Raw genomic sequence first — 14,849 nt, forward strand, 5'->3', positions numbered from 1 at the left:
AAGATACTTTTTAAGTATCAGGGAAAGCTCATTTTAAATAAACAAAATAACGTTTTTTAAGATGTTAGAAATCAGCAGATAAATAAAAATATCGGGTGATCGAATGAAAAAAATATTAAATAAGCCAGAAAATTATGTCGATGAAACATTAGCCGGTTTATGTCTTGCACATAGCCATATTTATCGTCAACCACAGCCAAGATTGATTGCTCGTTCAAAAAAAGCAGATAAGCCGAAAGTGGGTATTGTAACAGGCGGAGGCTCTGGCCATTTGCCAGTATTCACAGGATATGTCGGTAAAGGTTTATTAGATGCAGCTGCTGTGGGAGATGTTTTTGCTTCACCTTCAGCGGATTTAATGGCCGATACTATTCGTGAAGCAAATAGCGGCTTAGGCGTATTGCTACTTTATGGCAATTACGGTGGCGATGTAATGAATTTTGATATGGCAACTGAAACGGTTGATTTTGAAGATAATATTCGTTGCACAACGGTATTAGCTGCGGATGATGTTGCTTCAGCAAAGCCTGAAGAGGCGCATAAACGCCGTGGTGTAGCTGGGATGGTTTATGGTTTTAAAATGGCGGGCGCCAAAGCAGAAGAAGGGGCTTCACTTGATGAAGTAACACGTATTGCTCAAAAAACCATGGAAAATACCCGAACGATTGGTTGTGCGTTAACATCTTGTACCTTACCAGCGGTAGGACATCCTACCTTTGAAATTGGTGAGGATGAAATGGAAATGGGCATGGGAATTCACGGTGAACCGGGAATTTGGCGTGATAAGTTACGCAGCGCTGATGAAATTGCCCAAGAAATGTTCGACCGTCTGCAAGCTGAATTATCATTCAAAGCAAATGATAAGGTTTCAGTGTTAGTCAATTCATTAGGCGCAACACCTCTTGAAGAGCTCTATATTCTATATAACAAAGTTGCACAGCTTATTGAAAAAACAGGTGCTACGATTATTCATCCATTAGTCGGCCGTTATGCCACATCAATGGAAATGACGGGGGTAAGTTTAACGCTGTGTAAATTAGATGATGAACTCGAAGCTTTAATGAATGCACCAGCTTATTGTGCATTTTGGAGAGTCTAGCGATGAATATCACTCTTGATATGCTAAAACAAGGCGTTGCACGTATTGCTATTGCTTGTGAGCAATCACAGTCAATGTTGTGTGAAGCTGATAGTCGTTTAGGTGATGGTGATTTAGGGATCACCATGCAAAAAGGGTGGCGGCAAATTGCAGATGATGCACAAGATTGGCCTGACGATTTAAGTAAATCACTTTTTCAATGCAGTAAATCACTACAAAAAGCCTGCGCTTCTTCTTTTGGTACGTTGCAAGCGACTGCTTTTATGGCAATGGCGAAATATTGCAAAGAAAATCAACTGCAAGAAATAGCCCCCACCGATATTTCACCACTTTTAACTGTCGCGTATCAAAGCATGATGGCGAGAGGAAAAGGGGAGTTAGGGCAAAAATCGGTACTTGATATTATTTACCAATTATCTGAAGCGCTAAAACCTGTTTTATCTCTATCGGAATTAAAAGCGGCAGCCTTATTCAGTATTGATAATACGCTTACTGAATTTCGTCAAAAACCTAATTTATTAGGTCGAGCGCGTATGTTTCCAGAAAAATCTATTGGTTTAGATGATCCTGGCATGTTGGCAATTAAAGTTATTGTTGAAGCAATCTGATTTAATAAAGGTCTTAATATGAAAAAATTATTTGGCGTTACAGTGGCAATGGTTACTCCGTTTGATTCGAACGATCAAGTGGATATTAATGCGTTATCTACATTAACAGATATGTTAGTCACTCAAGGTGTTGATTGCCTCTATCCTTGTGGCACTACGGGAGAGATGCTACGTTTATCAGCTTCAGAGCGTAAAAGTGTTGCAAAAACTGTTGTCGAAACAGCTAATAAACGCTTACCCGTTTTTATTCATGTTGGCGCAATGACATTAAGTGAAACCATTGAGTTAGCGAAACATGCCGTTGAAATTGGCGCTGATGGTATTGGTGTAGTGACACCACAATTTTTTGGTGCGACAGACAGAGAATTAGAAAATTATTTTGTGACGGTGGCAAACAGTGTGCCGGATAATTTCCCTGTTTATCTGTATAACATTCCACAATGTGCGGCAAATAATATCAAGCCTGAATTAGCGACAAAAGTACAACAACAGTGTAAAAATGTGATTGGGATTAAATACAGTTTTGCTGATAACAATACAACATTAAGTTACCTTGCTGTAGCTGATAATTTTTCAGTGCTTCATGGCTACGATAAATTATTCCTAGGTCTATTAGATGCAGGTTGTGATGGTACTGTTTCAGGTTGTGCTTGTGTATTCCCTGAACCATTTGTGAAGATGTATAAAGCCTATATTGCAGGTGATCATCAAGAAGCAAAACACTGGCAACAATTTTGTGTGAAATTTAGTGATGCACTAAAATCAGGGGCAAATATGGCAATATTTAAATCAGCATTAACCATGCGTGGTTTAGATGGCGGTCATATGCGTTTGCCACAACTCGATTTATTACCTGAAGAAAATCAACAATTAAAAGAGAGTTTAACACAATTGTGTAAAGAAGCAGGGATCACTTTTTCACTTAATTAAAAGAGACTAAGCAAAAAACATCTTCGTTATCTTAATTGAGTGGCAATATATTTATGATTTTAAGCAGTATGAAAAATAATCCATACTGCTTTTTTTAATTATTAATAACATCTTTTTATTGTGCTAAAAAACGACCATATTGTGCGATATCGACATTACCACCGCTGATAATAATTCCGATTTTCTTACCTTTTAATTTATCACTAAATTGACGAGCTGCTGCTAAACTTAAACAGCCCGTTGGCTCTACAATTATTTTCATTCGCTGGGCATAAAACTGCATAGCCGAAATTAACTCTTCATCTGTTGCTGTTAAAATATCATCCACATTATTACGAATGATCTCAAAAGTATAATTGCCTAGATGTTGTGTTTGCGCACCATCTGCAATTGTTTTCGGAGTATCAATATGAATGATTTCGCCTTTACGTAATGATTGTTGTCCGTCATTTCCTGCTAAAGGTTCAACGCCAAATATTTTACAATCTGGTGAGAGGGCTTTGGTTGATAATAAAGAGCCAGAAAGTAAACCACCACCACCTAATGGAACAAATAGCATATCTAATTCACCAACTTCATCAAATAGCTCTTTTGCTGCAGTACCTTGCCCTGCAATAATATGAGGATGATCATAAGGTGGAATTAACGTTAATCCTTCTTTTTGTGCCAGATGTTGGCCAATTTCTTCACGATTTTCTGTATAACGGTTATAGGTGATCACACGACCACCATAGCCTTTTGTCGCTTCCATTTTAGCCTTTGGCGCATCTTCTGGCATGATAATTGTTGCAGGAATACTTAATAATTTTGCTGATAAAGCAATAGCTTGCGCATGGTTACCTGATGAGAAAGTCACGACACCCATTTTACGTTGCTGTGTGGTAAATTGTGATAACGCATTTATTGCCCCCCGAAATTTAAATGCGCCCATACGCTGAAAGTTTTCACATTTAAAATAAAACTGCGCCCCGGTTAGCGCATTAATAGTACGAGAAGTTAAAATAGGTGTTTTATTAAGATAAGGCAAAATGCGTTGATGGGCCTGTGCAACATCTTTATAGGTAGGAATAGGTAGCTTATTCATAAGATTACTCCTTGATCACCACGGCTTCAATTTCAATTTTGCTTCCAAAATGTAATTCTTTTACGCCAGCGACTAATCTTGCGGGTCTATGTTCGCCAATCCATTTTGCATATAACTCATTAACAACGGGCCATTCATTAATATCAGTCACATAGACTTTTACTTGAGCAATATCGGTTTTCTTTGCATTTATTCCGAGAAGACAGGCATTTAAATTTTCAAGAACTTGTGTGATTTGAACTTCAACTGGCTTGTTTGCCAATGGGTTTCCTTGTTTATCTAAAGGCAATAGTCCAGAAATAAATGACATATTATTTGCAGTAACAACATGAGAGTAATGCCCACCAGGTGAGGCAAGGGTTTCAATATTTTGTAGTGTAAGATGTGATGCCATGGTATTTTCCTATCTCACTTAAGTTAGATAAAATGTATACTTATTTATACATAATGTCTAATATTAGATCAATAGTTCATTTACTTATTTGCCAATAAATTTTTTTATAAAAAAATCAAAGAACGGTTATGATCTTGTCATTGTTTTAATGTTAAATAATTGACTTTTTGAATGATATCTTCAAAAGAGACTGGTTTGATTTTATCATTATAAAACAATGTGTTATAAACACTTTTTGCCAAATCGTTATACAAATCTCCTTTTATTTTTGAATACTCGATATTTATCATCATATTATTATCATTAGAAATATTACTAATGGTATTATTATTTTCTTGAGAATTGTTTTCTATTTTTAATAATTCATTATTAAGAGTTTTAATAGCTAAATTATTTCTTAATATATCATCTATCTTTAGTGATGATATTTTCTCCATTACTTGAGTATCACGTAATAGTGATTGAATAATGGAACTTTGGGCACATTTACTATTTATTTCAATGTGATATTCCTTGCTCAATTCATCGAATATTTTTTTTCGATTTTCATCTGTTAAACGTGTACCTTTTTTAGCAAAAATATGATCAATTTCTCTATTAATTATGGCTGATATAAGCGTAACTCTTTCTTCTTGTTCCCATTTTCCTATCATCTGTTCTAGTGTCAGCTTCTTAGTTATTGGCGAGTCTAAATCTTTTACTGTGCTTTCTAGCATCATAATTGTGAGTCTTTGACTTACATCTTTAAGATTGATATCTATCTGTTTTTCTTTGTATTTCAATGTGGCAAATGTATTTTTCGCATCATTAATATTTTTTAACAACGCTTGATAGTTTGAAATTTCATCAATCTTTACTGATTTTTTCTGATCTATCTTATGAGATATTCTGCATTTATTTCCAAATAAAACATTGATCATTTCATTATCCTAAATATATAAAAATAATACTTTATTATATTATTAGACTAATAAGTAAATACGTCTTTTATAAAATGCACGATTATATTTATTTTTAATTTAAAGATAAAAAAAGAATGAAATATGTAAGCTGTAAAAAGATAATGTAAACAAAAAATAAAAAGAGGTGAAAAAATCACCTCTTAATTATTTGACTATAGAAGCTTTAGTATGAGCACCGCGTTATTTTCCACGCTGTATAAATCGCTATTAATGGTGCGAATGCTAAAAATAAGAAAAGGGCAGATGCAGAAGAAGAAAGTCCTTCCGGTGTACCGCTATTAAAGCCATTTAAGTTAACTATCATACCAGCAAGAGCAGAACCGAGTGCAGTTGCAAATAACTGTACCGTGGTAATCGAAGCACCTGCAATATCTTTATCTTGTTCTGATGCGGCTTGTAATATTCGTGTTAATAGGTGTGGCCAACCAAAACCAATACCATATCCCACTAAGAATAAAGCGAATAATATAATAGAAAGACTAACCGCATTTTCCGATTGCAGCAGTGGATTTGGAATAACGAAAGCTAACGCTAATAAACCAGCAAAAACAATAATAGGACCACTTAAAATACTAAAACGCATTTTAGCGCCTTGCCAACTTGCACTAATCACTTCAGCAACTGTCCAGCCTAACGCCATTAATGCACTCATATAACCAGAAGCTAAAGGTGTTTGCATATGCAAGCTTTGTAGATAGTAAGGGACAAAGATCTCACATGTCATGCCAATCGCTAATAACGAGATAGTCAGATATAAAAGAGCATGTAAAGAAAGACCTTTAAAAGTATTTGACGGTAATAACCGAACAGAAAGGCGTTTCTCACAAAAAATAAGTAAACCAATTAAACCAAATACCACCACGATACTGAGTAAGTTGATGATGAGTGAAGAAGAAAGGCTACCTGATGAAATAAGCAAAACTGCTGCTGTTAAAATTATTAGCTGAAGATAAGGCAGACTTTGTGATGATGATTTTGGAGCCTCGTTGTCATTCTTTGGTAAGATAAACCACAGGTAAATACCATAAAAAAGCATGATAGGTAACATAATACCAAAGGCATAACGCCAAGCATCTAATTGAGCAAAAATTCCACCAATAGCAGGGCCAATTAATGTAGCAACCCCCCACATTCCTGAAATTAATGCCATTGCTCTTGGCCATAGTGCTTGATCATAAACGATATTCACCATGGCGTAGGAAAGTGCAAATAAAAGCCCACCACCAAGGCCTTGAACAAATCGACCAATTAGCATGACTTCCATTTTAGGTGCTATTGCACACAACAAACTACCAATAAAAAAAAGTACTGTTGCTATCAAATAGGCACCTTTGGCACCTAATAAACTTAATAAGCGTGCAGATAATACCGAACCAATAATAGAGGCCGCAACAAATAGCGTGGTGTTCCATGCATATAATCCCATTCCGCCAATATCGGTTACAACTGAGGGTAAAATCGTGGTTACCATTAAAATATTAATTGCGTGGATCACGACACCAAAGGAAAGTGCAAATGAAATTGCCCCATTTCTCCCTGAGAAAAGATCACGCCATTGGCTATTGTTATCTGGGATCATTAGAAAAAACATCCTTCTTTTATTGCTATTACGACATAGCTTCGTTAAATTACCAAGGTAAAACTTGGATTAATAAATACTGAGACGTCTAATATGTCAAGAAAAAACTTGGAATATAATTATCCTGCTCAACGTAGTGTTGGCGATAAAATTCTGTTTTTAATTAAAAAACATGGGCCAATGCAAGCAAATGATGTTGGCCAACGTCTTGGTACAAGTAGCGAAGCGGCAAGGCAACAATTTGTAAAGCTTGCCAGCGCAGGATTGGTTGAAGCAATAACTGAGCCAAGAGGGGTTGGACGACCTATTCAATATTGGCACTTAACAGAATTAGGGCAAAAGCAATTTCCAGATACTCATGCTGAATTAACAGCACAAATTCTGATGACTATTCGTGAAGAATTGGGTGAAGATGCGATTGATAAAATTATTCTTGCACGAAAAAAACAGAGCTATGAACGCTACACACAAGCAATAAGAGAAGCTGATGAACTAACAGAACGCTTAGATATTTTGGCTTCTCTGCGTAGTCAAGAAGGCTATATGGCACACTGGGAACAAGTAAAAGATAACGAATACCTGTTTATTGAAGATCATTGCCCAATATGTGCCGCAGCTAAAGTTTGCCAAGGTTTTTGTAATACAGAAAAAGAGCTATTTTCTGAAACGCTAGGGGTAGAATTACAACGTGTTGAATATATCTTAGAAGGTGCAAGACGTTGTGCTTACCGCATTAAAATCTAATCTTATTCAGTCTTGAACAATAAAAGCAAAACCGCGCAATAAAGCGCGGTTACGTTCTTTCCTTAGAAAATAAGTTTATTTTTTACAAGGTAATTGCAGAAGCTTTCCAAATTCGTTGCATATACTCTGTTACTGCACGATCTGCAGAAAAATAGCCCATTTGGCAGATATTTAATGCAGATTTTTTCAACCAAGCATCTTCATCTTGATAGAGAACATCAACACTATCTTGAGTATCCACATAGCTACGATAATCAGCTAATACCTGATAATGATCGCCAAACTCAATTAAGCTATCGAAAATTGATTTGTATCTATCTGGAGAAGTTGGATTAAAGAAGCCATTAGCGATTTGATTGAGCACTGTATGTAGCTCAACATCTTCATCATAATAGCGACGTGGCGAATAACGCTGTCTTAACTCAGCAACTTCTTGTGCGTTATGACCAAAGATAAACATATTTTCAAAACCAACATGCTCACCAATTTCAATATTAGCACCATCCAGAGTTCCGATAGTTAGCGCACCATTTAACGCAAATTTCATATTACCTGTACCAGAAGCTTCTGTGCCAGCTAAAGATATTTGTTCAGATAAATCCGCAGCAGGAATAATATGTTGCGCTAAGCTCACGCCGTAATTAGGAATGAAGATCACTTTTAGTTTATCTTTAATACGCTCGTCATTATTAATCTTCACCGCAATATCGTTGATAAGATTAATAATTTTTTTCGCATTATAATAAGCTGACGCAGCTTTACCTCCAAAAATAAATACGCGAGGCACCCAGTTTTTCTCTGGATTTTCTAGAATACGATTATAACGAGTGATAATACCTAACACATTGAGAAGTTGACGTTTATATTCATGAATACGTTTAATTTGCACATCAAATAACGCATCAGGATTAATGGTAATATTCAAATCTTGCTGAATAATGTTAGCCAAGTTTTGTTTATTCAGTCGCTTTGAGTCTTTTAATTGGTGTAAGAAATCTTTGTCTTTCACCAGTGGCATTAATTCACCTAATTGCTCTAAATTGGTTCGCCAGTTGGTACCAATCTGGTTATCAATGACTTGAGAAAGAGAAGGGTTAGCTAATGCCAACCAGCGACGGGGGGTAATACCATTGGTAATATTGCAGAATTTCTTAGGATAGATCATCGCAAAATCAGCAAATAAGGATTGCACCATTAATTGGCTATGAAGTTCAGAAACCCCATTAACTTGCTGACTAATAATTACCGCAAGCCAAGCCATACGGACATTACGACCATTTTCTTCATCAATAATAGAAACACGACGTAATAAGTCGTTATCATTAGGATATTGTTCTCTAACTTGCTTTAAGAATTTATCATTGATTTGGAAAATAATTTGTAAATGGCGAGGAAGTGCGCGTCCTATCATATCAACAGGCCATGTTTCTAATGCTTCACCCATTAACGTATGATTGGTATATGAAAATATGCAGATTGTTTGCTTCCATGCTTCATCCCAACTAAATCCATGATTATCAATAAGTTGGCGCATTAATTCAGGAATAGCAAGAACAGGGTGAGTGTCGTTAAGGTGAATGGCAATAAAATCTTTTAAATTATCAAAGCGTTGATGAAGATGATAATGACGTTGCAAAATATCTTGAATAGAGGCGCTGACTAAAAAATATTCTTGCTGTAAACGCAACATCTTACCTGACATAGTTGAGTCATCTGGGTAAAGAATACGAGAGATATTTTCAGAGCGATCTTTGGCTTCTGTAGCTTCAAGGTATTCACCTTTATTGAATTTACCTAAATTAAACGCACCATTTGCTTTAGCAGACCATAACCTAATGGTATCTGTTGCTTGTGTGTTATAACCAGGAACAATAGAGTCATAAGGTTGAGCCAGCACATTCAAGGTATCAACCCAATAACTTTTATCACCTTCTTGTTGTAAACGCCCACCAAAATCCACTTCAAATTGCACATCATGACGAGGGAATTCCCAAGGATTACCTTTTTCAAGCCAGTTATCCGCAACTTCATGCTGTTCACCATTTTGAATTTGCTGACGGAACATACCGTATTCATAGCGAATACCATAGCCTGTCACCGGATAACCTAATGTGGCACAAGAATCAAGAAAACACGCGGCTAAACGACCTAAACCGCCGTTACCTAAACCTGGGTCTGGCTCAAGTTCGATTTGCTTTTCAAGATCAAGTCCTAATTCTTTTAATGCTTCTTTAACTTCGTTATAAACCCCTAAAGAAAGCATTGCGTTCGTTAAAAAACGCCCCATAAGAAATTCCATCGAAATGTAGTAAACCTGTTTTACTTTCGGTGAAAGTTCAGCTTTGGTTGATTTCAACCAACGTTCAACTAAACGGTCTCGTATCGCGTAGGAAGTTGCATTTAACCAATCTGTTGGTGTGGCGTATTTAGGGGAAGTACCAACAATAAACATCAGTTTATAAACAATAGAACGCTTTAACGATTCAACATCCTTATCTGGTGATAAATAATCAAATTCACATAACTTTTTCATTATAAATCTCTTTTGGTGATCCACAGGTCAAATAGACATCATGTCTATAAACGGTGATACAGCGCTGCATATGTCTTAGCCGCTGTTTCCCAACTAAAAATAGTTTGGCTCATGGCATCTGTTTGAACTTGTTGCCACTGTTTTGGCATGCCCCACAAGGTAAAGGCTCGATTGATAGCAAGACGCAAATCATCAGGGGTTGCTTCATGGAAAACAAAACCTGTGGCTTTATGATGGGCTAGATTTTCTAATGAACAATCATTCACCGTATCAGCTAATCCACCGGTGTGTCTCACTAAAGGAAGGGCGCCATATTTCAAGCCATATAGCTGAGTTAACCCACAAGGTTCAAAACGACTAGGCACCATAATCACATCAGCACCCGCGATAACTTGGTGTGAAAAACTTTCGTCATAACCAATATGAGTAGCAACATGTTGAGGGTATTGTTGTTGGGCATGTAAAAATGCGGATTCAAGATGGCTATCACCTGTGCCTAACAACACAAATTGACCACCTTGATCAACAATATCAGGTAATACATCAATCACTAAATCAAGCCCTTTTTGTGATGTTAAACGGCTCACAACAGCAAAAAGAGGCGCATTATTATTAACAGGTAAACCGCATTTTTTCTGTAATGCTGTTTTATTTTCTAGGCGCTTATTGAGGTTGTTTATATCATAGCGACGTGTAATTAAGTTATCCGTTGCAGGCTCCCAAATCGCCTCATCTATGCCATTTAATATGCCACTTAATCGCTGTTCATCGGTACGTTGACGCAATAAACCTTCAAGTCCATAACCAAATTCAGGGCGCGTTATCTCTTTGGCATATGTTGGGCTAACCGTCGTAATATGATTTGCATAAAACAAGCCCGCTTTTAAGAATGAAATCTGTCCATAATATTCCAACCCATTAATTGAAAAACTGTAATCAGGTAATTCAAGTTGATGAAGATGATAAGGTGAAAACTCGCCTTTATAAGCTAGGTTATGAACTGTAAAAACCGATTTTGCAGGGTAGTGTTTTACAGCCAAATAAGCGCAAGCTAATCCCGCATGCCAGTCGTGAGCATGAACAATATCAGCATGCCATAAAGGATCTAATCCTGCGGATAATTCACTGGCAACCCAACCTAATAGGGCAAAACGAAAAACATTATCACTATAAGCATGTTGATATTCATCGTGATAAGGGCTGCCTGCTCGTTGATAAAGATGAGGTGCATCAATAAGATAAATATCAACACCTTGGTATTGACCATAAAGCAAAGACATATGACCTGCAAAGGTATCAACATCAGTGACTAATTTGAGATCAGCAATATTATCTTTAATCGCAGGAAATGCGGGTATAACAACCCGCGCATCTAAGCCTATTTTTTTCTGAGCTAGGGGCAAAGAGCCCATAACATCAGCTAATCCCCCTGTTTTTAGCAGAGGAAATAACTCAGAACAACAGTGAAGCACATTCACGAAAATGCCTCCTCATTTTGAGGTTTCTGTTCTTCGTTTTTCTCAATTGGGTTTTCTTTTTTTTGATGTGCTAATTGTTCAAGCATTTCTCTTGTCACTAGCACAATACCTTCTTCAGTACGATGAAAACGAGCCGCATCATCTTCTGCATTCATACCAATGACTGTCCCTTCGGGGATAGTACAACTACGCTCGATGATACAACGTTTTAAGTAGCAGTGATGACTCACGGTAACATCAGGTAAAATGACAGAATCTTCAATGTGGCAGAAAGATTCAACACGAACCAATGGGAATAAAATAGAAGAATAGAGGGTTGAACCATTGATAATACAGCCATCTGCAATCAAAGAGTTCATCATTTGCCCATGCTCACCATGATTATCTTGTACAAATTTTGCAGGTGGTAGCGGGGTCATAAAGGTGCGAATTGGCCAATCTTTGGCATACATATCAAGCTCAGGTGTCACTGAGGCTAAATCAAGGTTTGCAGACCAATACGCTTCAATGGTTCCTACATCACGCCAATAAGGTGCTACAGACGGATCAGAACTAACGCAAGAGAGTTCAAATGGGTGAGCTAACACATCACCACGTTCAGTGATTTTAGGAATAATATCTTGGCCAAAATCATGATGTGAATCAGGATCACGGCTATCTTCTTCGAGTAAATCAAATAGATAATCTCTATCAACCACATAAATCCCCATGCTCGCTAATGAATGCTCTGGATCATCAGGAATGCACGGTGGATTTGATGGTTTTTCTAGGAAATTTAGTACTCGACGATTTTCATCGATATCCATAATACCAAACTGAAATGCATCTTCTTTAGGAACTCGAATACAGGCAACGGTGAATTTTGATTTATTTTCAACGTGATCAAGTAATAAACGCGCATAGTTCATTTTATAAATATGATCACCCGCTAAAATCACCACATATTTAGCTTTGTAGCTACGAAGAATATCAAGGTTTTGATATATCGCATCAGCTGTACCCATATACCAATGATCGGTATTACGACGTTGTTGAGCTGGTAATAAGTCAACAAATTCATTCATGTCTTCGTTAAAAAATGACCAACCGCGTTGAATATGTTGAACGAGGGAGTGCGATTGATACTGGGTTATTACACCAATACGACGGATCCCTGAGTTAAGACAGTTTGATAGCGTAAAGTCGATAATTCGAAATTTCCCACCAAAGAAAACCGCCGGTTTTGCACGTTTCGCTGTCAATGCTTTCAAGCGTGTGCCACGACCTCCAGCTAAAACGAGCGCAATCGCCTCTTTAGGAAGTTGTTGTGCCAACATTAATTTTTGGCCTTGTTCTGTTGTCATCATAGTTATAGCACTCCAATCAAATTACTTAACTTGGGAGGAAATATTGGGTAATTTTTCAGTAGAAGACTGAGTATAAAAAACGCTATTTCGCCAAAGGGTGATACTGTTAGGTTGTACTTCACAATGCTGAGATTGTGTTGGGTGACAAAGAGGCCAGCTAGCCGTATCAAGCAAGCAAGACCAAGACCCTTCAGGTAAAGAAAAGACAGCGCTGTTTCTTAATGGGTTAATCATTAAAATCCATTGTTGCGCTAAAAAAAGTTGTAATGGTGAGGGCGGAAGTTGTTGCCAATCTTCATCGCTCATTGGTTGAGTATCTTGATTGAACCAAATAACGTTTTCACTATCTTCTTCCCACCATTTAAGAGAACTTAAAGGTGTAATTTGGTGACGTAATTCAATAAGGTGGCGAATGTAATCAGTTAAGTCATAAGGTTGTTGAAACCATTTGATCCAACTGACTTTATTATCCTGACAATAAGCGTTGTTATTACCATATTGCGTATTACCCACTTCATCACCGGCGAGTAAATGAGGTGTTCCTCTAGAAAGCAGTAAGGTTGCCAGCATATTCCTTGTCGCAAGCAATCTGTATTGACCTATTTTTTCATTAACTATCAAACCCTCTTCACCAAAATTCACACTGTAATTGGTGTTATGTCCATCTAGGTTTGATTCTCCATTCTCCTCGTTATGTTTATTCTGATAACTCACTAAATCTCGCAGTGTAAAGCCATCATGGCTTGTTATCATATTGATACTAGAATAGGGAGGCCGACCGTTTTTATGGTATAGCTTTGCAGAGCCAGTAATGTTGTCTGCAAATGTTGCAATAGATACATCTCGCCATAACCAAAAACGACGAATAACATCACGGTAGCCGTCATTCCATTCTGTAAATGGAACTGGGAAATTACCGACTTGATAACCATCAGAGCCTAAATCCCATGGCTCTGCGATAAGTTTAATGCGTGAAAGAAGCGGATCTTGGCGAATAGCCGTTAATAATGGCGATTGTGTATCAAAATAAGGAACTCGGCCAAGACTGGTTGCCAAATCAAAGCGGAAGCCATCAATATGAAATTCAGTAACCCAATAGCGTAGGCAATCCATTACCCACTGCACCGTTTCAGGGCGACTTAAATTGAGAGTATTACCACATCCCGTCCAATTTTGGGCTTTATTTTCATCGTTTAACCAATAATAGCTTTGGTTATCAATACCACGTTGAGAAACAATATAACCTTCAAATTGATCACTTAATTCCGCAGTGTGATTGAATACCACATCTAGGATGACTTCAATATTGGCTTTATGCAGACATCTTACGGCTTCTCGAAATTCATCAATAATATTTCGACCTGTGTTGGAATAATATTGTGTCGATAAAGCAAAAGGCGCTAATACGTTATAACCCCAATAGTTTTTTAAACCAATTTTATGAAGATGTGGCTCGGTTAAATGATATTGAATAGGTAATAATTCTAATGCCGTAATACCTAATTTTTTCAAGTGCGAAATAAAAGCAGGGTGTCCTAATGCTGCATAAGTACCCCGTAATTTTTCAGGTATTTCAGGATGTAGTTTTGTTAGTCCCTTTACATGCCCTTCGTAAATAATGGTTTCTGACCACGGTGTATTTAAACGCTGATAAGTGCCTTTTTCTTTATAATAGTGACAAAAACAACCACTATCATCCGTGATAATTGCTTTAGGTGTTATTGCACTATCATCATGTTCTAATGCATTAAAAACAGGGGATGTATAAGGCAAGGTGTTATCCACTATACCTGTGACTTGCCTCGCATAGGGATCTAATAACAACTGTTGAGGTTGATAGAATAATCCTTTTTCTGGTTCCCATTCGCCTTCTACACGATAACCATAATGTAAACCAGGCCCTGCACCAGGCAAATACCCATGCCAAATTGAGCCAGTTTTACCCGGTAATGGATAACGGATCTCTTTGCCTGCTTTATCAAACAGGCAGAGTATGACTTTAGTGGCATTTTCACTAAAGAGTGTAAAATTTACTCCATAGCCATCATAATGACTGCCCATAGGAAAAGGGCGACCATAATCTAAAGACATA

General features: G+C 37.2%; 12 protein-coding genes. 4 read left to right on the forward strand and 8 right to left on the reverse strand.

Annotated elements, in window-relative coordinates:
* The first annotated feature begins 103 nt into the window (after positions 1-103).
* The 3 genes from DK866_RS06255 to DK866_RS06265 are packed head-to-tail and all read left to right on the forward strand — an operon-like array spanning position 104 to position 2,637.
* On the forward strand, positions 104-1,099 hold the full coding sequence (locus tag DK866_RS06255) for a dihydroxyacetone kinase subunit DhaK (RefSeq protein ID WP_109408176.1): 996 nt from the start codon (positions 104-106) through the stop codon (positions 1,097-1,099).
* 2 nt (positions 1,100-1,101) lie between these two features.
* Positions 1,102-1,707 carry a dihydroxyacetone kinase subunit L gene (locus tag DK866_RS06260; protein ID WP_109408177.1) on the forward strand — a complete coding sequence of 202 codons (606 nt, stop codon included), beginning with the start codon at positions 1,102-1,104 and terminating at the stop codon, positions 1,705-1,707.
* Positions 1,708-1,725: 18 nt separating this feature from the next.
* On the forward strand, positions 1,726-2,637 hold the full coding sequence (locus DK866_RS06265; protein ID WP_109408178.1) for a dihydrodipicolinate synthase family protein: 912 nt from the start codon (positions 1,726-1,728) through the stop codon (positions 2,635-2,637).
* Positions 2,638-2,752: 115 nt separating this feature from the next.
* On the opposite strand, the gene DK866_RS06270 is transcribed toward DK866_RS06265, so the two are convergent.
* The 4 genes from DK866_RS06270 to DK866_RS06285 all read right to left on the reverse strand — a co-directional run bounded on the left by DK866_RS06270 (position 2,753) and on the right by DK866_RS06285 (position 6,656).
* Complete coding sequence (locus DK866_RS06270; RefSeq protein ID WP_109408179.1) at positions 2,753-3,721, reverse strand: threo-3-hydroxy-L-aspartate ammonia-lyase; 969 nt, start codon at positions 3,719-3,721, stop codon at positions 2,753-2,755.
* Positions 3,722-3,725: 4 nt separating this feature from the next.
* Complete coding sequence (locus tag DK866_RS06275; protein ID WP_109408180.1) at positions 3,726-4,115, reverse strand: RidA family protein; 390 nt, start codon at positions 4,113-4,115, stop codon at positions 3,726-3,728.
* A 137-nt stretch (positions 4,116-4,252) separates the two neighbouring features.
* Positions 4,253-5,035: a hypothetical protein gene (locus DK866_RS06280; protein ID WP_109408181.1), complete on the reverse strand. Its 783-nt coding sequence runs from the start codon at positions 5,033-5,035 to the stop codon at positions 4,253-4,255.
* Positions 5,036-5,240: 205 nt separating this feature from the next.
* Complete coding sequence (locus DK866_RS06285; protein WP_109408182.1) at positions 5,241-6,656, reverse strand: MFS transporter; 1,416 nt, start codon at positions 6,654-6,656, stop codon at positions 5,241-5,243.
* A 93-nt stretch (positions 6,657-6,749) separates the two neighbouring features.
* On the opposite strand from DK866_RS06285, the gene DK866_RS06290 reads away from it, so the two are divergent.
* A complete protein-coding gene (locus tag DK866_RS06290) occupies positions 6,750-7,400 on the forward strand; it encodes a helix-turn-helix transcriptional regulator (protein WP_109408183.1) in 651 nt (216 codons plus the stop codon).
* 82 nt (positions 7,401-7,482) lie between these two features.
* On the opposite strand, the gene glgP is transcribed toward DK866_RS06290, so the two are convergent.
* From glgP to glgX, 4 genes are read right to left on the reverse strand one after another with little or no spacing between them, the layout of a single operon-like run.
* A complete protein-coding gene (glgP, locus tag DK866_RS06295) occupies positions 7,483-9,933 on the reverse strand; it encodes a glycogen/starch/alpha-glucan family phosphorylase (RefSeq protein WP_109408184.1) in 2,451 nt (816 codons plus the stop codon).
* A gap of 44 nt (positions 9,934-9,977) precedes the next feature.
* Positions 9,978-11,411: a glycogen synthase GlgA gene (gene glgA / locus DK866_RS06300; protein WP_109408185.1), complete on the reverse strand. Its 1,434-nt coding sequence runs from the start codon at positions 11,409-11,411 to the stop codon at positions 9,978-9,980.
* The gene (glgC, locus tag DK866_RS06305; RefSeq protein ID WP_109408186.1) at positions 11,408-12,757 is read right to left on the reverse strand and encodes a glucose-1-phosphate adenylyltransferase; all 1,350 of its coding nucleotides are present in this window, start codon (positions 12,755-12,757) and stop codon (positions 11,408-11,410) included. The genes glgA and glgC overlap by 4 nt, the downstream gene beginning before the upstream one ends.
* A gap of 21 nt (positions 12,758-12,778) precedes the next feature.
* Entirely contained in the window at positions 12,779-14,848 is a 2,070-nt protein-coding gene (gene glgX / locus DK866_RS06310) for a glycogen debranching protein GlgX (protein ID WP_109408187.1), read from the reverse strand.
* Position 14,849: the final 1 nt, after the last annotated feature.

Source organism: Proteus genomosp. 4 str. ATCC 51469, assembly GCF_003144375.1.
Lineage (GTDB): Bacteria > Pseudomonadota > Gammaproteobacteria > Enterobacterales > Enterobacteriaceae > Proteus.